Here is a 21,677-nt window from a genome sequence, read left to right as displayed (position 1 = left end):
CTCACCCTAGGGCGCTGGCGGGCAGCACGATGGTGTTGAGCGAATCTGCCGCCAGTTCCAGCGTCAGCGCCTTGCCGCCCAGCGCATAACGCACCTTCTGCTTTTGCCCCAGCGCGTTATTGGCGATCAGCACCACGCTGCCGTCGGGATTGCGGAAGGCGATGTTGTCGTCAAAGCCAAGGAAGCTGTCGACCGAAAGCGCGCGTGCACCCGGCTTCACATAGGCGGACAGGTGGCGCATCAGCCAGTAATCGGGCGTCAGGCGCCATGATTTCGTAACCGGATCGACCACGATCAGGCTGTTCTGCGGCCATCCCCAAGGCGACAGCCCGCCCGTGGGCAGGGCTGCGTTCCAGTAATCCCACGCGCTCGCGCCAAATTCGATATAGCGGCGCAGATTGGCCCAGCCATAGCGGGCATAGTGCCAGTCATTGGTGGACGTGCCGCATTCCCATTCGGTGGCCCAGATTTCCATCTGAGGATATTGCCGCGCGATCTGGGGCAGGGCGCGCTTGCCGTCCCATTGCACACCCACGCCCTTGATGACCGCCGCCGCCTTGGGATCGGCCAGCACAGCGTCGAGCATTTCGACCTTGCCGCGCTCCAGCGTACCGAAGAACACGCGCGCGCCCACCTTGTCCATCTCTCGGCCAAGGAACGGCAGGAAACGCGCGATCCCCTGCGGCGTCCATGTGCAGGAGGCATAGGGCTGGGCCGAGTTGAATTCGTTTTGCGGCATCACCGTGCCGATGGTGATGCCCGCCTTGGCGTAATCCTCGACATAGCGGCGGAAATAGCGCGCATAGGCGTCGAAATAGCGGTCTTCCTGAATGAAGGAATCCTCGCCTTCGCGGCCGGTCTGATCGTCGCGAATGCCGGTTTCGGGCGTGCCGGGCCAGGGCTTGGCCAACGCATAAAACCCGTTCTTCTTCATCCAGCTTGGCGGGCTCCACGGGCTGGCCCAGAGTTTCAGGTTGGGGTTAAAGCCCTGCGCCGCCTTGATATAGGGGATCAGCGTCTGCTGGTCATTGGCGGTGGAGAAGCTCTTGAGATCAAAATCGCCGGGCGTTTCGTCATAGGAATACCACCGCCGCGCAAAGTCATTGGCCCCCACCGGCGTGCGGCACAGGGTAAAGGCGGCCTGATCGGGGGCAAACAACGCGCCCAGCGCAGCATGGCGATCGGCGGGCGAGAGATGCGAGAGCGCCACCCAGCCAAGCTCGTTAAAGCAGGCGCCAAAGCCCGCCATCGTCTGGCGCGGATTGGCCAGATTGATCGTCGCATCGGTGCCGAACAGGCTGGCCCGGCTGACTTCGGCCAGCGCGGGCACGCTCTGCTTTTGCCATGGCGCATCGGCCTGCGTGGAAAACCAGAGCGCGCCGGGCAGGGCGGGCGTTTCCACCGCGCGGGCGGCCACAGGCGCGACAGCCGTGGCCCCGATCAGGCCAAGCGCCACGCGGCGGGAAACGGAAAGATCAGTCATGGTCGGACACCTCGATCAGAATGCGGCGATAGCGGGTAAGGGCGGGGGCGCCATTGTCGGTGACGGCAAGGATGACATGGGCCGTGCGCACCGGCGGACATTTCATTTGCGGGAAATCCAGCCAGCTCTTGGCGCAGCGCGCGGCCACCTTCACCGTGGCGCGGGCGGTGCTGCCATTGGCGATTTCCAGCGCGGGATTGGGCGATGCGCCGTCAAACCCGGCCTCGTCATAGGCGAACCAGCGATAGGTCAGCTTGTTGCCGTCAGGATCGCGGCTGGCGGCGGCGTCCAGCGTGATGGACTGGCCGACCTTTGCCTTGATCGCGATGGGCGCAAGGCCCGCGTTGCCATTGACCACCGGGGCGGGCGCATGGTTGGCCTTGGCGGGGGATTGGATGGTCCAGTCCATCCGCGCGGCGAAATCGTTCTGAAACGCCTCGCGCCAGCGCCAGATCGTGGCCTGATCGCTGGTATGCTCGCCCACCGTGTCGGCGCTGGTCACGCGCATGAAGGCGTCGCCACCCTGCGTCCAGATCTTGTGGCTCTCGCCCGCAGGCTGGCGCAGCAGATAGCGTCCGCCCCAGCCGCCCCAGTTCGGCTTGTCCTGCGCGTTCAGCCCGTTGGTGATGAGGCCGAGGAAGGAGGGCGTGTCGCCTTCCATGATGAACATATGGCGCGGATAGGCGGCGCCCAGCGGGCCTTTCGAGCGGATGTTTTTATCCAGCCATTCGTTGGAAACGGGCGTGAAATTGGCCCCCGCGCCATTGCGGTAATATTTGTCGCCCGAAATGCCGGTCCATGTCGCTGCGGCATAATCGCCGCTGTCGGGGGAGGACGGCGTGCCGATCCAGAACAGGCCCGGATAGGTGCGACGAAGCTGCGCGCCCGCATCGTCCTGATCGCTGATGGCGTAAACGCGCAGGCGGGCGATCAGCGCGTCGAATTCCCCTGCGGGCAGGGTCTTTTGCGCATGGCCCAAAGCTTCGGCCAGCGTATTGCCGCCGCCCCACAGGCCCACCCACAGCGGGCGCGGATCAGGCCGCCGCGCCGCCTCGATCAGCGCCAGCGCGGCGGGCGAGGGATGGTCCATATCCACCGCCGCCATGCCATAGCCCGCGCGGCCAGCATAAACCCGGGCGCCTATCGCCTCGCCGGTGGGATAGGCCGGATCGTGCAGGCGCAGATTGCCCGCCACCTTGCCATAGGCGTCGATCACCTTGTGCATGATCTCGGGGCTGACCTTTTCGCGCTGCCAGACCGAGGTGGTGGCGCCAAGGCCCTCGATGTCGATCTCGTTCGAATAGAGCAGCAGGCGCACCAGCGACATCTGGTCGTCCGGCTCATTGCCAATGTCGGACAGGACGAAGAGGCGGGGATGGGGCTCTGCCGGGGCGGCCTGAACCGCAGGCGCGGCGGCCAGCAAGAGGGCAGCCGAGAGCATGGGCAGACGGGGCATCGCTTTCTCCTGTTTATTGCTGGCCCCGCCCTTGATGAAGGGCGGGGCCAAGGCTCTTTCGGCCTTCGGGTGTATTACGGTTACTTACGATTAGCCTTCGATTTTTACGACGACAACCGATTTTGCCGGAATATCGAGCAGCAATTTGCCGCCCCCGATCCGCCCGCCATTAAAAGGCGCGGGTGCGATCTCTTCCTTCTGCCCCGGCGTGTTATGCGCATCCAGCTTGGCCGCCGTCAGCACCTGCCCGGAAACCTTGGTTCCCTTCAACTCGCCAAGGTCGAGCGAGAGCTTATAGCCCTTGTCCTTGTCGGCATTGGCCACGGCCACATAGGTCTTGCCGTCCTTGGCCTTGGCCGCGCTGACGGTAAAGGCAGGGAAAGACCCGCTCTCGGCCTTGAGCATGGGGGCTGGCGCATTGACCGGGATAAAGGTCGCGTCCTGAAACGGCGTGTACATGGCAAAGGTGTAATAGGTCGGCGTTTTGGCCAATTTATCGCCATCGGTCAGCAGCATGGCCTGAAGCACATTCACCGCCTGGGCAATATTCGCCATCCGCACCCGGTCGGCATGGGCGTGGAAGATGTTGAGCGTGATCCCCGCCACCAGCGCATCGCGCAGAGTGTTCTGCTGATAGAGATGCCCCGGTTCAGTGCCCGGCTCGGTGCGATACCATGTGCCCCATTCATCGACGAACAGGCCGATCCGCTTTTTCGGGTCCATCTTGTCCATCACCGCCTCATGCCCGCGCAGGATCTCTTCCATGCGCGAGGCCTGATAAAGGATCTCGTTCCAATGAGCGGCGGGGAAACCGGTGGCCATGGCGGTGTCGCGTTGCGCCCAGTCGCCATGCCACACGGTGTAGTAATGCAGCGAGATCGCATCCATCTGCTCGCCTGCATTTTTCAGGACGACTTCCATCCATTTGGTGTCGTCATTGTTCGGACCCGATGCGACCCGGAGAGCCGAATTGTCATTATGCATGTGGAAGGTTGAACCGTTCTTGTGAAAGAAGGTTGCAAATTTCCGATATTCATTTGCGAAATATTCCGGAGTCTGCGCGCCGCCGCATCCCCATGCCTCGTTGCCGATGCCCACGAAATCAACCTTGAAAGGCGCAGCATGACCATTGGCGCGGCGCTCCTGCGCCAGCGTGTCATCGCCCTTGGAGGTGAGATAATCCATCCATTCGCGCATGACGGCGGGCGTGGCCGTGGCCATGTTGATGGCGACATAGGTGTCGGTGTTGATCTGCTCGGCAAAGTCGAAGAATTCGTGGGTGCCAAAGGCGTTGGTTTCCAATCCGCCCCACCAGTCATTTTTGCGCACCGGACGCTTGGCCGCCGGGCCAATGCCATCGCGCCAGTTATAGATGTCGGCAAAGCACCCGCCCGGCCAGCGCACCACCGGCACCTTGATGGCGCGCAGCGCATCGACCACATCGCGGCGGATGCCGCGCGTGTTCGGGATCGCGCTATCCGGTCCGACCCAGATGCCATCGTAAATATCGCGGCCCAGATGCTCGGCAAACTGTCCCTGAATATGGCGCGAGATGACCGGGCCGGGCTGGTCGGCCCGGATCGCCCCGTTAATGACGTCCTGCGCGGCGGCAGGGGTGGCAAAGGCCACCGCAGCGGTGGCCATCAGCGAAGCGATCCAGCGCATCGGGCTTACTCCTTCCAGCTCTTGGCGGGCAGGGTGATGTTCACCTTCTCGCCCAGATGTTCCGCATCCCGGCCCAGCGCAAAGCCATAGGCGCCCTTGGGCGTGACCCACTGGCCATCCTTCCAGTCGGCCAGCAGGCGCGGGTCGATGGTCAGCGTGACGGGCTTGGATTCCCCGGCCTTGAGCGACACGCGGGCAAAGCCGACGAGGCGCTGCTTCACTTCGCCATTGCGGGTGGCAAGGTAAAGCTGGGCCACTTCATCGCCATCGCGCGCGCCGGTGTTCTTGACCGTAAACGTCGCGGTCAGGCCCTTGAGGGCAAGGCCGCCGGTCTGGAACGTGGTGTAGGACAGGCCATAACCGAAGGGGAACAGCGCCTTCTGACCCTTGCGAGCAAACCAGCGATAGCCGACGTCCGAACCTTCGATGTCATAATCGGCATGAAGCTGATCGCTGCCCGAGGTGGGGTCGCCGGCGAAGTTGGGCTCAACCCAGTCGCTGCCGTCCAGCTTGGGGCGGGGGAGTTGGTCGGTGCTGGCCGGGAAGGTGATGGGCAGGCGGCCGCCGGGGTTGGTGTCGCCAAAGAGCACGCTGGCGATGGCTTCGCCGCCGCGCGCGCCGGGATACCATGCCTCGACCACGGCCTTGACCTTGCCCAGCCAGGGCATCGCCACCGGCCCGCCATTTTCCAGCACGACCACGGTGTTCGGATTGGCCGCCGCCACCGCCGCGATCAGCTCATCCTGACCATTGGGCAGATGCAGGTCGGGCACGTCCAGACCCTCGGTGGTGTATTGCGTGGCAAAGATCACCGCGACTTCGGACTGCTTGGCCTTTTCCACTGCATCGGTGATGTAGCGGCCGTCGCGGAAGGTCACCTTGGCGTCCGGCGCCTGCGCCTTGATCGCCTTCAACGGGCTGGAGCGGTGATAGTTCTGGCCGATCAGGCCCGCCCAGACGCCGTCGCCCATGATCGGGATCGTGACAGCCGGGCCGCCTTCACCCTGAACCTGCGACGATCCGCCGCCCGACAGCACGCCGCCATCGGCAAAGCCGCCGATCACCGCGATCGACTTGGCGGTCTTCATCAATGGCAGCAACCCGCCTTCATTCTTGAGCAGGACAATGCCCTGCTTGGCGGCGTCCTCTGCCACCTTGGCATTGGCGGCGAAATCGATCTTGCCGCCCTTTTGCGCGGGGAACTTGTCCACGCCCGCCGCATAGATCGCGGTCAGCACGCGGCGGTTCATGTCATCGACGCGCGCCGCCCACTTGGGGTCGGCCTTGGCCTTGGCGGCCAGTTGGTCGGTGAAGAACACGCCCTTGTCGAGCTGTTCGCCCGATTGCTGGTCAAGGCCATTGATCGCGGCCTCAACGCCCGGCACCGCGCCCCAGTCGGACATGACAAAGCCCTTCCAGCCCCAGTCCTTCTTCAGCACCTTGTTGAGCAGGAAATCGTTCGAGCAGGCGTTCTGGCCGCCCACGCGATTATAGGCGCACATCACCGAGAGGGGCTGGCCCTGTTCAATGCCGATCTTGAAGGCCAGCAGGTCGGATTCCTTGGCCGCCGCCTCGCTGATCTTGATGTCGACATATTTGCGGCCGGTTTCCTGACCGTTGAGCGCGAAATGCTTGATCGTGGAGATGATGTGGTTCGACTGAATGCCGCGGATCGCCGCGCCCACCAGCATGCCCGACAGAAGCGGGTCTTCGGACAGATATTCAAACGTGCGGCCATTGCGCGGATCGCGCATCAGATTGACGCCGCCCGCCAGCAGGACGTTAAAGCCCTTGGCGCGGGCCTCGCCGCCGATCATCGCGCCGCCGCGATAGAGCACATCGGGGTTCCACGTGGCCGCCTGAAGCACGCCGGAGGGCAGGGCCGTGGCCCCATCCTTGCGCAGACCCATCACATAGGACACGCCCAGCGAAGCGTCCGATTCCTTGAGAGCAGGCACGCCAAGGCGATCAATGCCCGCCACATAGCCAGCCCCCGGCACCGCATCGGCGGGGATCTTCGTCGTGCCAATGCCCAGATCCATCGGCATGATGCCATGGGTCAGGATGGTCTTTTCTTCGGTCTTCATCGCCTTGACGGTGGCGGCGGCGCGGGCGTCGGCCTTTGCGACATCCTGTGCATTGGGGGCCTGCGCGGCGGCGGGCTGCGAAGCCATGGCCACTGCCATCACGCTCAAAGAAGTCCAGACCTTGGGGGTGCTCATCACTGTCATCCTCGTATCTTCAGATAGGCAATAATTCGGGGGCAAACATAAAAAAAAGCGGGTGCGGCCAAAGACCGCACCCGCCCTCCCTCATGGCTCGTTTGTGGCCACTTAGAACTTCACACCGGCGCGGACGCCATAGGTGCGCGGTTCTTCCATCGTCACGGCGGGCGTGTTGCCCGCCACGGCGTTGGCCACGGTGATCACGTTTTCCAGATTCTTGGCATAGCCCTGGATGTACCAGCGATCCTGCGGCGCCTTATAGGTCACTGTCACGTCGGTCTTGGTATAGCTGGGCATGCGGAACTGATACAGCATGTTCAGGTCCGAGATGTAATATTCAGACGAGAGCTGGGTGCGCACACCGGCTTCGACATGGGCGCCATTGGCCACGTCAAAGTTGCGGGTATAGCCCACGGTCGCGGTCCACTTGGGCGCGTGGTCCAGCTGCTTGCCGCCAAAGTTCACCGTCTGGCCCGACGAATTGGTGGGCGAGAAGTTGCTGTAGCGGGCATTGGTGTAGTTGCCGGCGATCGAGAACGTGTCATCCGGGGTGGGCTTCAACGTGGTTTCGGTTTCGATACCATCGATCTTGGCGGTGCCCGCGTTCTGGATCAGGGTCTGCAACACCTTGGCGCCGGTGGTGGCGTCGGTCAGCGTGGCAGCCTGCGAAAGCTGGAGGTTGCTGTAATCATAGTGGAAGGCCGAAGCGTTGAAACGCACCTTGCCGTCGGCGAACTTGAACTTCACGCCGCCTTCATAGGCGGTGAGCTGTTCGGGGCGATAGTAGAGCTGACCGGCGCTGAGCGCGCAGCCCAGACCCGAACCGCTGACGCAGCCGTCGTTGAAGCCGCCGGCCTTATAGCCGGTCGAAACGTTGAAATAGGCAAGGCCCAGACCCGGCACGTCATAGTCAACGCCGACCTTCCACGTCACCTTTTCGAACGTGGCCGAAGCGATGTTCAGGTTGAGCGTGCAGGTGGTGCCCACGCACTGTGAACCAAAGGCCGAGGGGACCGAAGCCTGATTGGGGAAGTACAGGACCGTGGCGCCGCTGCGCGACTTGAAGTCGTTGGTGTAACGCACGCCGCCCGTGATGTGCAGGCCGGGCTGAACGTCATAGGTCAACTGGGCAAAACCGGCCTTCGAGCGCGACACGGTCGGGCCCTGCGGGAAGGCGTAGCCCGAAGCGCCCGCATAGACCATCGAGGAGAGCGGGTTGCCCAGCGTGTAGTTCAGGTGCGACTGTTCGTCGAAGTAATAGCCACCGGCCTGACCGTGCAGCTTGTTGCCCTTGCCGAAGGCCAGACGCAGTTCCTGCGAATTCTGGTGATAGCGGCCCCAGAAGGTCGCCGGGTTTTCCAGCACGCCAAGGAACAGCAGGTCCTGCGTGAAGTCCTGCTTGGATTCGCGATACGAACCCAGATAGGTCACGTCGATCGTGTCGGTCAGGGCATAGGTGAACTCGCCCATCACGCCCTTGGTCGTGTTCCACTTATAGCTGGAATATTGTTGGCCATAGCCCAGCGCGCGATAGGCGTTGGCGCTCTTGCCCGAGATATACGTGGGGTTTACGCCCACGGTGCCGGTGTTGGTGTAGAAGTTGCTGAGCGGCACAACGTTGGTCATCGAACCGCGCTGGCTCGAATAATCGCCGCGCACGACGAACTTCAGACGACCGATATCGCCGCCGAACGACAGGCGCGTCGAGAAGATCTTGCGATAGGGGTTGAGCGGATAGGCCGGGTTGCTGGCCGTTTCCAGAACGTTGCCGTCCTGACGGTCATAGTTGGCGGCCAGACGGATGCCCAGCGAGTTGCCGATCGGCGCGTTGATCATGCCGGTGTAGTTCTGGCTGTTCAGATTGCCGATCTTGGCGTCGAACGAACCTTCCCACTTGGCCTTGGGGCGGGCCGACTGAACGTTGACAACGCCAGCGGTGGTGTTGCGGCCATAGAGCGTGCCCTGAGGGCCGCGCAGCACTTCAACCTGCGCCACGTCGAAGAAGGCGCCCTTCTGGTCTTGCGGGCGGGCGATATAGATGCCGTCGAGCAGGAAGGCGGCCGAGGGGTCGCCCTTTTCGGTGCCGTCGGTGCTGGTCACGCCGCGGATGGCGATGCGCACACCGTCACCGCTTTCGGTGATGGCAAGGTTGGGGGCGACCTGAGCCAGCGAGCGCGGATCGGTGATGCCGGCCGAACGCAGGCTGTCGCCGGTCACGGCGGTCATGGCGACCGGGGTCTTGGAAAGCAGAGTGCTCTGGCGGGTTGCGGTCACCACGATGTCGCCCGAATTGGCGGCGGGTGCCGGAGCGTCGGCGCTCTGAGCAAAAGCGGGGGTCGCGACGGACAGGGCAAGGGCAACGGCAGCGCCGCCCAGCAGATTCGTCTTCATGAAATTCCTCTCTATCAAACCGGCTAAAGATTTGGGGGCAGCGCGCTTTGGGCTGCTCGGTCTTTGGCTGGGGCGGAGTTGGCTGGACCTGTCAACGCTGTCAAGGCGACTCAGGAAAAGTCCTACCAAATGAGAGGTGATTCTTGCGTATTTACTTCTCGATGTTGCGCAAATGGCACAGGCAATCCTGTCAGTCTGTTCAGGAATGGCGGATTTTGGCCATTCTTGATCTGGCGCAAATTGCACATATCCACGCTGGCCAAGGGCGCGATGGCGCGCTAGGCTTGTATTAGTTTATCAAAATATCTGGGGAAGCTGAGATGGCGCCGCTCAAGAAATCTGCTCTGGCATCACTGTGTTTCGGTGCGATTTCGCTGATTTTGCATGGAAATGCGGTGGCCCAGACGGCGCCAAAACCCAAGGATCGCGCGACCTTGCCGCAAAACATCCTGTTCGGCGCAGCCTATTATGACGAATATGCTCCGACTGATCGGCTGGACGAGGATGTCGCCTTGATGAAGGCGGCCCATATCAGCGTGGTGCGCATCGCCGAATCGACATGGGGCACGATGGAAACCGCGCCCGGCATCTTCGACTTCCACCATATCGACCGCACTCTGGCCGCGATGCAGAAGGCGGGGATCAAGGTCATCATCGGCACGCCCACCTATGCCGTGCCGACATGGCTGGCGCGGCAGCACCCCGATGTGCTGGCCATCACGCCGCAGGGACCCTACACCTATGGCCGCCGCCAGAACATGGACATCACCAACCCGGAGTTCCGCAAGGCGGCCGAGCGAGCCATCATCGCCCTGATCGACCATGTGAAGGATAATCCAGCGGTCATCGGCTATCAGCTCGACAATGAAACCAAGGCCTATGGCACCAGCGGTCCCAATGTGCAGGCCGCTTTCGTCGAGCATATGAAGCAGAAATTCGGCGGCGATCTGGATGCGCTAAACAAGGCCTATGGCCTCAATTACTGGTCCAACCGCATCAACCGCTGGGAGGATTTTCCTTCCGTCAACGGCTCGATCAACGCCAGCCTGAGCGCCGCCTTCGCCGAGTTTCAGCGCGGGCTGGTCACCGAATATCTGGGCTGGCAGGCGGGGCTTGTCCGCGCCCATGCTCGCAAGGACCAGTTCCTGACCCAGAATTTCGACTTTGAATGGCGCGGCTATTCCTATGGCGTCCAGCCCGATGTGAACCACTGGCAGGCGGCGCGCAGCCTCGATGTAGCGGGCGTCGATATCTATCACCCCGGACAGGACAAGCTGACCGGCACGGAAATCGCGCTGGGCGGCGATCTGGCGCGCTCGATCAAGAATGGGCAGAATTACCTCGTGCTGGAAACCACCGCGCAAGGCTTCCCCGAATGGACGCCCTATCCGGGGCAACTGCGCCTGCAGGCGTTCAGCCATCTGGCATCGGGTGCCAATATGCTGGAATATTGGCATTGGGGCACCACGACCAATGGGATCGAAACCTATTGGCGCGGGCTGCTGTCTCAGGATTTCAAGCCCAACGCCACCTATCGCGAAGCCGCGACGATCGGCGCGGATCTGGCGCGGATCGGGCCGAAACTGGTCAATATGACCAAGGCGAACAAGGTGGCGATCTATGTCAGCAATCGCGCGCTGACGGGGTTCGAATCGTTCAAGCCGCAGGGCGAGGGGCGCGCCATCGGCTATAATGACGTGCTGCGCGGCTATTACGATGCGCTCTATCGCATGAATGTCGAGGTGGACTTCATCACGCCCGACAGCACCACGCCGCTGTCCAATTACAAATTCGTCGTGGTCCCCGCGCTCTATGCCGCCAGCGATGCCGAGATCGACAAGCTCAACGATTACGCCAAGGCGGGCGGCCACCTGCTCTATACGTTCAAGAGCGGTTTTTCCGACGAGAACGTCAAGGTCCGCTATGCCGACCAGCCGGGCCGCATCGCACAGGCCGCCGGCATCCATTATCAGCAGTTCGCTGCGCCCGTGGGCGTCTCCCTCGATGGCGACCCGTTCCATGTGGGCGAGGCGGCCAACAAGGTGCGCTGGTGGATGGAATTTGTCGAACCCGATACGGCGCAGGTCGTCGCGCGCTACAAGCATCCCTCCTGGCCCTCCTATGCCGCGATTACGCGTAATGCCTGGGGCAAGGGGCAGGTCACCTATGTCGGCTTTATGCCGGGCGATGAAACCATTGCAGCGCTGCTCAAGGATGAAGTGGCGCAGGCCGGGGTCAGTGCCGGGGCCGAGCAGGTGCAATTCCCGCTGGTCCTGCGTCAGGGCGTGCTCAGCAATGGCCACAAGGTGCGTTATGTGTTGAACTATTCGCCCACCCCGACAACCTATGCTATCCCGGCCCCATCCGCCGAGTTGCTGAGCCAGCGCAAATATGGCGCGGGGCAAAAGCTTGAACTGGGTGCATGGGGAGTGGGGATTCTGGAAGAGGATCGCTGAAACAGTGAACGGGGCGAATGAGATGATTCTGGGGGCAGTAATTTGACCGAGCCGGAGGAAGGCCCGGAAGAAGCCGTTGCAAAGAAGGCCAAGCGCGGCACAGGGCGTCGGTTGCAAGGGGCGATCGCGCATCGGCTGGGTACGGATATTGTCTCGGGGGTCTATGCCCCCGGCACGGTCCTCTCCAGCGAGGTTGAATTTGCTCAGGCGCTCGATGTCTCGCGCGGGGCGTTGCGTGAGGCGATGCAGGTGCTGGCGGCCAAGGGGCTGGTGGAAAGCCGCCCCAAGGCAGGCACCAAAGTGTTGCCCCGCACGCGCTGGAACCTGCTTGATCCCGATGTGCTGGCATGGGCCTTTTCGGGTGAGCCGGACCCGGCGCTGGTGCGCGGCATCTTTGAATTGCGCGCGGTGGTCGAACCTGCGGCGGCGCGTTTTGCCGCGCAAAGGCGCGACCGCGAGGATCTGCGCGCGATGAAGGATGCGCTGGGCGCGATGCGTCGCCACACGCTGGCCACCGAGGCGGGCAAGGCGGGCGACCGCGATTTCCACGATGCCATCCTGCGCGCCACGCGCAATCCCGCGCTGGTGGTCCTGTCGGCCAGCATCGGCGCGGCGGTGCATTGGACCACGCAGTACAAGCAACGTTCCCGCGCCCTGCCGCGCAACCCGATTCCCGATCACGCCAAGGTCTATGAGGCGATTGCCGCCGGCGATGGCGACGGCGCCGCCGAGGCGATGCGCGTGCTGGTTGACCTTGCCATGAAGGACACCGCCGAGGAAATGGGGCTGAGCCTGTTGCCCCAACCGGGGATCGACCCGGCATAAGAAAAGGCCGGGCTGCCATGCCGCCCGGCCTTTCCCGCTATTCCCACACTGCCGGGCGCGGTGGCCCGGCAGTGCATTTCTTCATCAGTGATTGTCGCGTTAGTGATTGTCTCTGGGAAGCCCCATGGTCTGAGCAATGCGCTGATACTTTTCCGCGCCTTCCAGAATCGCGCCGCTGTTCATCTGGCCCACCAGCGCGCGCTGGATTTCCTGCCAGGGCGTCTGGCTGGCCGGATAGGCATAGCCGCCCGCCTCGGTCAGGGCCTTGCGGCGTGCATCAAGTTCCTCATCGGAAATCAGCACATTGACCGTGCCCTTGCGCAGGTCGATCCGCACCCGGTCGCCGGTTTGCAGCAGCGCGAGGCCGCCATTGGCTGCCGCCTCGGGGCTGGCATTGAGGATGGAAGGGCTGCCGCTGGTGCCCGACTGGCGCCCGTCGCCGATGCAGGGCAGGGCCGAGACACCCTCGGTGATGAGATAGGCGGGCGGGCGCATGTTGACGACTTCGGCAGCGCCCGGATAGCCGATGGGACCGGCCCCGCGCATGAACATCAGCGTTTGCGGCGTGATGCCGACGGCGGGATCGTCGATGCGGTGGTGATAATCCTCGGGCCCGTCAAACACGACCGCCGGGCCTTCAAACGCTTCGGGATCGTCCGGGTTCGAAAGGTAGCGCGCGCGGAATTCTTCCGAAATCACGCTGGTCTTCATGATCGCCGCATCGAACAGATTGCCCGACAGCACGAGGAAACCGGCTTCTTCCTTGATCGGCTGGTCAAACGGGCGGATGACCTTTTCATCCTCGATGGTCGCCTTGGCGCAGTTTTCGCCCATGGTCTTGCCATTGACGGTCATGGCATTCTCGCGGATCAGGCCCTGACCCATCAATTGCGCGACCACGGCGGGCACGCCGCCCGCGCGGTAGTAATCCTCGCCCAGATATTCGCCCGCCGGTTGCAGATTGACCAGCAGCGGGATCTTGTGGCCAATATCCTGCCAGTCCGACAGCGGCAGTTCGACGCCGACATGGCGGGCAATCGCGGCCAGATGGATCGGCGCATTGGTCGATCCGCCGATGGCCGAATTGACCGCAATCGCATTGTGGAACGCATCCAGCGTCAGAATGTCGGAGGGCTTCAGATCCTCATGCACCATCTGCACAATGCGCTTGCCGGTGTGATAGGCGCATTCCTGACGGTCGCGATAGGGGGCCGGGATCGCCGCGCTGCCGGGCAGCATCATGCCCAAAGCCTCAGCCAGCGAGTTCATGGTCGTGGCCGTGCCCATCGTGTTGCAATAGCCGGTCGAGGGGGCCGAGGAGGCGACGAGCTTGATAAAGCCTTCGTCGTCGATCTCGCCCGCGGCCAGCATCTGGCGGCCCTTCCACACGATGGTGCCGCTGCCGGTGCGTTCACCTTTGTGCCAGCCATTGAGCATCGGCCCGACCGAGAGCGCAATCGCGGGCAGATTGACCGTGGCCGCCGCCATCAACAGCGCAGGCGTGGTCTTGTCGCAACCCGTGGTCAGCACCACGCCGTCGAGCGGATAGCCATAGATCGCCTCGACCAGACCCAGATAGGCCAGATTGCGGTCGAGCCCGGCGGTTGGGCGCTTGCCGGTTTCCTGAATCGGGTGGACCGGGAATTCCAGCGCGATCCCGCCCATTTCGCGGATGCCCTCGCGGATGCGTTCGGCCAGCACGAGGTGGTGGCGGTTGCAGGGCGAAAGGTCGCTGCCGGTCTGGGCGATGCCGATGATCGGCTTGCCGCTGCGCAATTCCTCGAGGCTGATCCCGAAGTTGAGATAGCGTTCAAGATAGAGCGAGGTCATGTCGATATTGTCGGGATTGTCGAACCATGCGCGGCTGCGCAATTTGCGTGTTTCGGTCATAAAGCCTTCAATCAATGCGAAATGGTGAGGCGGTAGATCATGGCGTGGCGATAGGGCTTGCCGGGATCGACGCGGGCGGAAATGAAATTGCTGTGATTGGGCGCGTCGGGAAACTTCTGCGGCTCCAGCGCGATGCCGTCGCCCATGCGATAGAGATGTCCGTGTTTGCCGATCAGCGTGCCGTCGAGGAAATTGCCCGAATAGAATTGCAGGCCCGGCTCGGTGGAAAGCACCTCCAGCGTACGGCCCGATGCCGGATCAACCAGACGGGCAGCCAGTTGCGGCGTGGGCGTCACGCCTTTGTCCAGCGCGAAATTATGGTCATAGCCGCGCCCGGCGACGATCTGGTCGTCATGGCCATCGCGCAGGGCGTCGTTCAACCGGCGCGCCTTGCGGAAATCGAAGGCGCCGCCCGCCACCTTGCGCAACTCGCCCGTGGGGATGAGGGTGGCCGACACCGGCGTATAGGCGCCGGCCGGAATGGTCAGGCGATTGTCCATCGCGCCGCCGCTGCTGCCTTCGCCCGCCATGTTGAACAGCGCATGGTTGGTCATGTTGACAATGGTGGGCTTGTCGCTCTCCGCCTCGAACAGGATGCCAAGGTTGCCCTTTTCATCCAGACTGTAGGTGACGCGGGCCTTCAACGTGCCGGGATAGCCGGAATCGCCATCAGGGCTGGTGTGGGTCAGCACAAGTTTGGCGACCGGGCCGGAGGTGACGGATTCGACCTTCCACAGCACCTTGTCGAAACCGCGCCCGCCGCCGTGCAGCGTCTGGCCATGGTCGTTCTGGGGCAATTGATAGGTCTTGCCATCCAGCGTGAAACGCCCGTTGGCAATGCGATTGGCAAAGCGGCCGATGGTCGCCCCGAAATAGTTGGGGTGATTCACATAAGAATCGAGGTCGTCATAGCCCAGGGCAATGTCTGCCTTGCGCCCCTTGGCGTCGGGCGCGATCAGCGATTGCAGCGTGGCGCCATAGGCCAAAATCCGCGCCGAAACTCCATTAGCCGCCTTTAGTGTCACCGCCTCGACCACCGCCCCATCGGGCAGTTTTCCGGCATTTTCGCGGCTGACGGTTACGGCCATGGCATCATTCGCCGTCGTTGCCGCGCAAAGGGCGGCCAGTGATGCGAGAGCGTAAAATTTCATGCCTTTCCTCTCCCGGCAATCTTGGGCCATTGACGCGGCCGCGCGCTCTCTATAGTCCGACAAATATGATGAGCGCAAGCTGCTATGCCGTGCAAAAGGCAAGCGGCCGGCTTTTGAGAGGATCGAGATGGCCCCCCCTGTAGGTTCGAGTGCGAGTTTCGCCGCGACGGATGTGTCCCATAGTCATGGCCATTATGGTCGCGCGCTGTCGCTGCTGGCCACGCTGTTTTTCATGTGGGGCTTTATCACGGTCATCAACGGCACGCTGCTGCCCCATCTGCGCAGCGTGTTTGAGCTGAGCTATTTTCAGGCGGCGCTGATCGAATCGGTCTGGTTCATCGCCTATTTCTTCGCCTCGATCCCCGCCGCCATGCTGATCGAGCGGATCGGCTATCAGAAATCGCTGGTCACGGGTCTGCTGATCATGGCGGGCGGGGCGGTCGGCATGATGGTGGCGGCCTCGATCCCTTCCTATGGCATCACGCTGGCCATGCTTTTCGTGATCGCCAGCGGGATCACCCTGCTTCAGGTCGCGGCCAATCCCTATGTCGCGGTGATCGGTCCTGCTGAAACCGCCTCCTCGCGCCTCAATCTGGTGCAGGCGATGAATTCGGCAGGCACGATGCTGGCGCCGATGTTTGGCGCATGGCTGATCCTTGGCCGGTCCAAGGGCGGCACGGCGGCGGCGGGCACGGTGCTGACACAGGCTGAACGTCTGGCCGACGCGCATTCGGTGATCCTGCCCTATGGCATTGTCGCGGTGGTGCTGACGGTGCTGGCGATTGTGATCGCGCGCTTTCCCTTGCCCGCCATCGGCGCTGCCAATCGCCGGGTCAAGGAAGCGACCGCCGAAGGTTCGCTCTGGAGCCGTTTCTGGAATCATCCCCTGTGGCAGCATCGCAATCTGGTGCTGGGGGTTCCGGCGATCTTTATTTATCTGATCGCGGAAATCGGGGTCGGCAATCTCTTCATCAATTTCATCAGCCGCCCCGACATCGGCGGCATGACCACCGAACAGGCCGGGCGCTATCTCACGCTGTTGTGGGGCGGGATGATGGTGGGCCGGTTCATCGGTTCGGCCATCATGCAGAAGGTCGATGCCGGGATCGTGCTGGCGGTATTCTCGATCGGCGCCTTTGTGGTGATGAGCATCACGGTTGTGTCCTCCGGTCCGGTGGCGATGTGGTCGCTGATCCTGGTCGGCCTGTTCCATTCAATCATGTTTCCCACGATCTTTACCCTCGGCATTCGTGGCCTTGGCCCGCTGACCGAGGAAGGTTCGGGCCTGCTGATCATGGCGATTGCGGGCGGGGCGCTGGTGGCGGTGCAGGGCTGGCTGGCCGACCGTTACGGGCTGCAGACCTCCTTCATCCTGACCGCCGTTTGCGAGCTTTACACCCTGTTCTACGCGGTCTGGGGTTCGCGCCCCACCCATGCCCTGCCTGATTTAGAGGTGGAATGATTTTACTCTGACTAAACGCATCAGCGAGTGGTCGGGAGTGCAATGTGGAGTTTTCGATGACTGAATTTCGTTCGATTGATGCCGCCACCGGGCAGGCATCGGGTCCGGCCTATACGGTCGATGGTCTGGCGCAGGTCGAGGCGGCATGCGCCGCCGCCGATGCTGCGTTTGACGCCTATCGCGCCACCACCCGCGAGGCGCGCGCCGCCTTCCTCGAAACCATCGCCGATGAAATCCTTGCCCTTGGCGACGATCTGATCGTGGCGGCGATGCGCGAGAGCGGTCTGCCTCGCGCCCGCCTTGAGGGCGAACGCGGTCGTACGATGGGTCAGCTTCGCCTGTTCGCGGGCGTGGTGCGCGCCGGTGCATGGCAGCAATTGCGCATTGATCCCGCTCTGCCTGATCGCGCTCCTTTGCCGCGCCCCGATCTGCGCCTGCGCATGATCCCGGTGGGGCCGGTGGCGGTGTTTGGCGCCTCCAACTTCCCGCTCGCTTTCTCGACCGCTGGCGGCGACACGGCCTCGGCGCTGGCTGCCGGTTGCCCGGTGGTGGTCAAGGGCCATCCGGCGCATCCCGAAACTGGCGCTCTGGTCGCCTCGGCCATTGCCAAGGCGGTTGCGGCCTGCGGCTTGCCTGCGGGCGTGTTCGGCCATCTGGTCGGCCCGTCGAACGAACTGGGCGCGGCCTTGGTCACCGATCCGCGCATTGCGGCGGTGGGCTTTACCGGTTCGCGCGCTGGCGGTCTGGCGCTGGCCAATCTGGCTGCCTCGCGCCCCGTGCCGATCCCGGTCTATGCCGAAATGAGCAGCATCAACCCCGTCCTGCTGATGCCCGAAGCCTTGAAGGCTCGCGGCGCGGCGCTGGGCACCGCTTTTGTCGGTTCGCTGACCATGGGCGCGGGCCAGTTCTGCACCAATCCCGGCCTGCTGCTGGCGATTGAGGGCGAGGGGCTGGACGCATTCGTCGCCGCCGCCACCGGCGCCGTGGCGCAGGCCCCCGCGCAGACCATGCTGACCACGGGCATCGGCAATGCCTATCGCAGCGGCACCGCCGCTCTGGCAGGCGCAGATGGCGTGGAACAACTGGCGGCGGGCGAACCGGGCGAAGGCACCGCTTGCGGCGCGATCTTGTTCCAGACCACGGCTGCGGCTTTCCTTGCCAATCCGGCGCTGGCGCATGAGGTGTTTGGCGCGTCCTCGATCCTCGTGCGCTGCGCCGATGCGGCGGAACTGACGGCGGTTCTGAAGGGGCTGGAAGGGCAATTGACCGCCACGCTGCATATGGACGAGGCCGACGCTGATCTGGCCGCCACCGTCCTGCCGGTGCTGGAGCGCAAGGTGGGCCGCATTCTCGCCAATGGCTGGCCCACGGGCGTCGAAGTGTGCCATGCGATGGTCCACGGCGGGCCTTTCCCGGCCACCAGCGATCCGCGCACGACCTCGGTGGGCAGCATGGCCATTGACCGTTTCCTGCGCCCGGTCAGCTATCAGAACATCGCGCCTGCGCTGCTGCCCGCCGAATTGCGCGATGATGCGCGCGGCGATGGCGCGCCGCGTCTGATCGATGGCGTGCTGACACTCTGATTTTGGCATTCACCCCGCCGGAGCATCCCGGCGGGGCAAGGAGTTTTGACGATGGCCCAGCGCCTTTTGCAACATCGCGCCGAAGATGGCGCGCGTTCCGTTATTCTGGCCGATGGGGATCAGGCATGGTTCCTGAACGGCGTGGCCTCCACCCGCGAACTGGCGCAGCGTGCGATTGCCGCGGGGCATTCGCTGGCGGCGGCGGCTGAGGCCGCCGGTAAGGGCGCGGCGGTGGATATTGCCGCCGAACTGGCTGCCGGTCGCCTGCTGGCCCCGATCGACCATGAAGACCCGGCGCATCTGTGGATGACCGGCACGGGCCTTACGCATCTGGGTTCGGCGGAAGGCCGCAACAAGATGCATGCCGCCGCTGCCGCGGGCGAAAAGCTGACCGATTCGATGCGCATGTTCCTTGAGGGCGTCGAGGGCGGCAAGCCCGAGGCGGGCCAGACCGGCCAGCAGCCCGAATGGTTCTACAAGGGCGATGGTTCGCAGCTTGTCGGCCCCGGTGATGACCTGCTCAGCCCCGCCTTTGCGCAGGATGGCGGCGAGGAGCCTGAACTGGCGGGCGTTTATATCGTCGGCCTGGATGGCACGCCCTTTCGCCTTGGCCTCGCGCTGGCCAATGAATTTTCCGACCATGTGACCGAGCGCCACAATTACCTGTGGCTGGCCCATTCCAAGCTGCGCGTGGCGGCGCTTGGCGCGGAATTGCTGATCGGCGAAGTGCCGGAGGACATTCGCGGGACCAGCCGCATCCTGCGCGATGGCGAAGTGCTTTGGGAAAAGCCCTTCCTGTCGGGCGAGGCGAATATGTCGCACAGCATCGGCAATTTGGAGCAGCACCATTTCAAATATGGCCTGTTCCGCCGCGCGGGCGATGTGCATGTGCATTTCTTCGGCACAGCCACGCTGTCCTTCTCGGACGAAGTGCGCACCAACCCCGGCGACGAGTTTGAAATCAGCGCTGCGCCCTTTACCTTGCCGCTGCGCAACCGCCTTGCCATCGCGGCGGCGGAAACTGTCTCGGTAAAGGTGCTCTGAGCCATGGCCATCCGCATCGCCGTCATCGGCGTGGGCAAGATCGCCCGCGATCAGCATTTGCCCGCCATTGCCGCCAATCCGGCCTATGAACTGGTCGCTACGGTCAGCCGCCATGACCCGGAATTGTCGGTGCCGTGGTTTGCCGATCTGGATGATCTGTTGGCATCGGGCATTACGGTCGATGCGGTGGCCCTCTGCACCCCGCCGCAGGTGCGATACGGCTTGGCGGTCAAGGCTTTGCAGCACAAGCTGCATGTGTTCCTCGAAAAGCCGCCCGGCGCGACTTTGGCCGAGGTGGAATCCTTGCGTGCCATGGCCGATGAGGCGGGGGTGACGCTGTTTGCCTCATGGCATTCGCGCTATGCCGCTGGGGTGGAACCCGCGCGGGCATGGCTGGCCGGGCGCAGCATTCGCGACGTTCGGATCATCTGGCGCGAGGATGTCCGCGTCTGGCATCCGGGGCAGGCGTGGATCTGGCAGGCGGGCGGATTGGGCGTGTTCGATCCGGGCATCAATGCTCTCTCCATCGCCACGCATATCCTGCCGCGTCCTTTCTTTCTGACCGAGGCCACGCTGGAGATGCCCTCGAACTGTCAGGCGCCGATTGCGGCCGATCTGAGCTTTACCGACAGCGCGGGCACGCCGATCCACATGGATCTGGATTTCCGCCAGACCGGTCCGCAGAGCTGGGACATCATCATCCAGACCGACGATGGCGAGTTGAAGCTGGCCAAGGGCGGATCGGTGCTGACCCTGCCCGAAGGCGTCCGCGAGGATGAGGACAGGGAATATCCCGAACTCTATGCCCGTTTTGCCGCGCTGGTCGCCGGGGGGCAGAGCGATGTTGATATTGCCCCGCTGCGCCATGTGGCGGACGCTTTCCTGCGCGGCCACATGCGCGCGGTGGAGCCGTTTATCGAATAAGCGGTTTGGTCCTTCGCCGTCACACTGGGGTGGGGCGGGGGCCATTGGCCGAAAGGGGCGCTTTTCCGATGGGAAGGGCGCCCCTTTCCATGTCTGCGGTGCGGGCGCGTTGCTTGCCCGCCCATGCTTTCGGCGCGTTTGTCTGTAAAGGAATCGTGAATGTTTTCATGATTTTCGCAATGACGGCAAGATCAGACCTATTGGGATACTTTTACGGTCGCCGGATTTTGGTTGGATTGACTGATATCCGAATTGGGCAATTGGCCATTTGGTTTAGATGTATAAGGATGACGGAAATCAGCGCTTGTGGTTATCTTTGGGTGATTGATAAAGTGCATTGGTAAATTCATGTAAATAAACAAGTTATTTTTCTATGTGCCGTTGTGTGACGAAATTCGCGCCGCTTTCGTGGATAAACTATACGGTTATACATCTATTTTACCTAGACGCGGTCAAGAATTATCCTTAGCTGAACGCCAAGGTCATATCTGCGATCCACCGCACGGGGGCATGTGCGGCGCCGAATATGCGCCTTCGAATGGTTAAGGGGGTTCCATGCGTATTATTCTCAAGGCATTTGCTATTGCCGGGCTGGCTGTTGCCGGTTCGCTCACCGTCGCCTCGCAGCCGGCCCAGGCCGGTCTGCTCGGTTCGCTTGGCGCGCCCAAGCTGCCCGCTGCCGACACGCTTGTCGCGCCTTCGCCGATTGATGGCAATTCGGGCAAGTATATGTCGCCCTTCACCTCGGACGGGGTGACGGCGGAATGGGTGACGAAGGCGATGAAGGTGGGCGCGGGCGGCGCCATCGGCAGCGCGGCAGGCCAGTATGCGGGCCAGCAGGCGCTCAGCCAGGTGCCTTTTGTCGGCGGCTTTTTGGGCAAATCGCTGGGCAATTCGGCCGGTCGCGCCATCGCGCTCAAGTCGATCGGCGGCGAAGCTTTTCTCAAGAGCAGCTCGGACCTGTCGTTTGACAATGGCGATGCGATGCTGGTCTTTGTCTATGCCAAATATTCGACTCACGCCGAGTATAACAAGATCCTCGATGCGACCTATTCGATTTACCCCGAGCTGAAGGACCGTTACCAGAGCGCGCTTCAGCACGCCCAGAAGAAGTAATCGGGA

General features: G+C 62.9%; 14 protein-coding genes. 7 read left to right on the top strand and 7 right to left on the bottom strand.

Annotated features, from left to right (window positions below):
• Window position 1: 1 nt before the first annotated feature.
• The 5 genes from GGR38_RS14940 to GGR38_RS14920 all read right to left on the bottom strand — a co-directional run bounded on the left by GGR38_RS14940 (window position 2) and on the right by GGR38_RS14920 (window position 9,220).
• A complete protein-coding gene (locus GGR38_RS14940; protein ID WP_183626913.1) occupies window positions 2–1,483 on the bottom strand; it encodes a glycoside hydrolase family 30 protein in 1,482 nt (493 codons plus the stop codon).
• Window positions 1,476–2,939, bottom strand: a complete 1,464-nt coding sequence (locus GGR38_RS14935) for a nucleoside hydrolase-like domain-containing protein (protein WP_183626911.1) — start codon at window positions 2,937–2,939, stop codon at window positions 1,476–1,478. The genes GGR38_RS14940 and GGR38_RS14935 overlap by 8 nt, the downstream gene beginning before the upstream one ends.
• A 90-nt stretch (window positions 2,940–3,029) precedes the next feature.
• Window positions 3,030–4,604 (bottom strand): alpha-N-arabinofuranosidase, encoded by a 1,575-nt coding sequence (locus GGR38_RS14930; RefSeq protein ID WP_183626909.1) that lies wholly within the window; start codon window positions 4,602–4,604, stop codon window positions 3,030–3,032.
• A gap of 5 nt (window positions 4,605–4,609) precedes the next feature.
• Entirely contained in the window at window positions 4,610–6,826 is a 2,217-nt protein-coding gene (locus tag GGR38_RS14925) for a beta-glucosidase family protein (RefSeq protein WP_183626908.1), read from the bottom strand.
• A 111-nt stretch (window positions 6,827–6,937) separates the two neighbouring features.
• Window positions 6,938–9,220, bottom strand: a complete 2,283-nt coding sequence (locus GGR38_RS14920) for a TonB-dependent receptor (protein WP_183626906.1) — start codon at window positions 9,218–9,220, stop codon at window positions 6,938–6,940.
• 320 nt (window positions 9,221–9,540) lie between these two features.
• On the opposite strand from GGR38_RS14920, the gene GGR38_RS14915 reads away from it, so the two are divergent.
• Complete coding sequence (locus GGR38_RS14915; RefSeq protein ID WP_183626904.1) at window positions 9,541–11,676, top strand: beta-galactosidase; 2,136 nt, start codon at window positions 9,541–9,543, stop codon at window positions 11,674–11,676.
• A 42-nt stretch (window positions 11,677–11,718) separates the two neighbouring features.
• Window positions 11,719–12,501: a FadR/GntR family transcriptional regulator gene (locus GGR38_RS14910; protein WP_246404719.1), complete on the top strand. Its 783-nt coding sequence runs from the start codon at window positions 11,719–11,721 to the stop codon at window positions 12,499–12,501.
• Window positions 12,502–12,600: 99 nt separating this feature from the next.
• Here the strand turns inward: GGR38_RS14910 and GGR38_RS14905 are convergent, their stop codons facing one another.
• Together GGR38_RS14905 and GGR38_RS14900 are read right to left on the bottom strand one after the other, a co-directional pair.
• On the bottom strand, window positions 12,601–14,391 hold the full coding sequence (locus GGR38_RS14905) for an IlvD/Edd family dehydratase (RefSeq protein WP_183626902.1): 1,791 nt from the start codon (window positions 14,389–14,391) through the stop codon (window positions 12,601–12,603).
• An 11-nt stretch (window positions 14,392–14,402) separates the two neighbouring features.
• A complete protein-coding gene (locus GGR38_RS14900; protein ID WP_183626900.1) occupies window positions 14,403–15,542 on the bottom strand; it encodes an aldose epimerase family protein in 1,140 nt (379 codons plus the stop codon).
• Between the two features lie 127 nt (window positions 15,543–15,669).
• Between GGR38_RS14900 and GGR38_RS14895 the strand changes: the two genes are divergently transcribed.
• From GGR38_RS14895 to GGR38_RS14875, 5 genes are all read left to right on the top strand, one after another.
• Window positions 15,670–17,004 carry a sugar MFS transporter gene (locus GGR38_RS14895; protein WP_183626899.1) on the top strand — a complete coding sequence of 445 codons (1,335 nt, stop codon included), beginning with the start codon at window positions 15,670–15,672 and terminating at the stop codon, window positions 17,002–17,004.
• 56 nt (window positions 17,005–17,060) lie between these two features.
• Window positions 17,061–18,587: an aldehyde dehydrogenase (NADP(+)) gene (locus tag GGR38_RS14890; RefSeq protein WP_183626897.1), complete on the top strand. Its 1,527-nt coding sequence runs from the start codon at window positions 17,061–17,063 to the stop codon at window positions 18,585–18,587.
• A 51-nt stretch (window positions 18,588–18,638) separates the two neighbouring features.
• Window positions 18,639–19,631: an AraD1 family protein gene (araD1, locus tag GGR38_RS14885; RefSeq protein WP_183626895.1), complete on the top strand. Its 993-nt coding sequence runs from the start codon at window positions 18,639–18,641 to the stop codon at window positions 19,629–19,631.
• A 3-nt stretch (window positions 19,632–19,634) separates the two neighbouring features.
• On the top strand, window positions 19,635–20,555 hold the full coding sequence (locus GGR38_RS14880) for a Gfo/Idh/MocA family protein (RefSeq protein ID WP_183626893.1): 921 nt from the start codon (window positions 19,635–19,637) through the stop codon (window positions 20,553–20,555).
• Window positions 20,556–21,110: 555 nt separating this feature from the next.
• The gene (locus GGR38_RS14875) at window positions 21,111–21,671 is read left to right on the top strand and encodes a hypothetical protein (RefSeq protein ID WP_183626891.1); all 561 of its coding nucleotides are present in this window, start codon (window positions 21,111–21,113) and stop codon (window positions 21,669–21,671) included.
• Window positions 21,672–21,677: the final 6 nt, after the last annotated feature.

It is taken from the genome of Novosphingobium sediminicola (genome assembly GCF_014196525.1).
Taxonomy (GTDB): Bacteria; Pseudomonadota; Alphaproteobacteria; order Sphingomonadales; family Sphingomonadaceae; genus Novosphingobium; species Novosphingobium sediminicola.
Note: the sequence above shows the minus strand (reverse complement) of the source record. Positions and strands in the feature narration are given on the sequence as shown.

What these genes read in the sequence shown, in the direction of transcription:
- GGR38_RS14940 (WP_183626913.1), bottom strand. Translation starts at nt 1,483, where the DNA reads ATGACTGATCTTTCCGTTTCCCGCCGCGTGGCGCTTGGCCTGATCGGG.
- GGR38_RS14935 (WP_183626911.1), bottom strand. Translation starts at nt 2,939, where the DNA reads ATGCCCCGTCTGCCCATGCTCTCGGCTGCCCTCTTGCTGGCCGCCGCG.
- GGR38_RS14930 (WP_183626909.1), bottom strand. Translation starts at nt 4,604, where the DNA reads ATGCGCTGGATCGCTTCGCTGATGGCCACCGCTGCGGTGGCCTTTGCC.
- GGR38_RS14925 (WP_183626908.1), bottom strand. Translation starts at nt 6,826, where the DNA reads ATGAGCACCCCCAAGGTCTGGACTTCTTTGAGCGTGATGGCAGTGGCC.
- GGR38_RS14920 (WP_183626906.1), bottom strand. Translation starts at nt 9,220, where the DNA reads ATGAAGACGAATCTGCTGGGCGGCGCTGCCGTTGCCCTTGCCCTGTCC.
- GGR38_RS14915 (WP_183626904.1), top strand. Translation starts at nt 9,541, where the DNA reads ATGGCGCCGCTCAAGAAATCTGCTCTGGCATCACTGTGTTTCGGTGCG.
- GGR38_RS14905 (WP_183626902.1), bottom strand. Translation starts at nt 14,391, where the DNA reads ATGACCGAAACACGCAAATTGCGCAGCCGCGCATGGTTCGACAATCCC.
- GGR38_RS14900 (WP_183626900.1), bottom strand. Translation starts at nt 15,542, where the DNA reads ATGAAATTTTACGCTCTCGCATCACTGGCCGCCCTTTGCGCGGCAACG.
- GGR38_RS14895 (WP_183626899.1), top strand. Translation starts at nt 15,670, where the DNA reads ATGGCCCCCCCTGTAGGTTCGAGTGCGAGTTTCGCCGCGACGGATGTG.
- GGR38_RS14890 (WP_183626897.1), top strand. Translation starts at nt 17,061, where the DNA reads ATGACTGAATTTCGTTCGATTGATGCCGCCACCGGGCAGGCATCGGGT.
- araD1 (WP_183626895.1), top strand. Translation starts at nt 18,639, where the DNA reads ATGGCCCAGCGCCTTTTGCAACATCGCGCCGAAGATGGCGCGCGTTCC.
- GGR38_RS14880 (WP_183626893.1), top strand. Translation starts at nt 19,635, where the DNA reads ATGGCCATCCGCATCGCCGTCATCGGCGTGGGCAAGATCGCCCGCGAT.
- GGR38_RS14875 (WP_183626891.1), top strand. Translation starts at nt 21,111, where the DNA reads ATGCGTATTATTCTCAAGGCATTTGCTATTGCCGGGCTGGCTGTTGCC.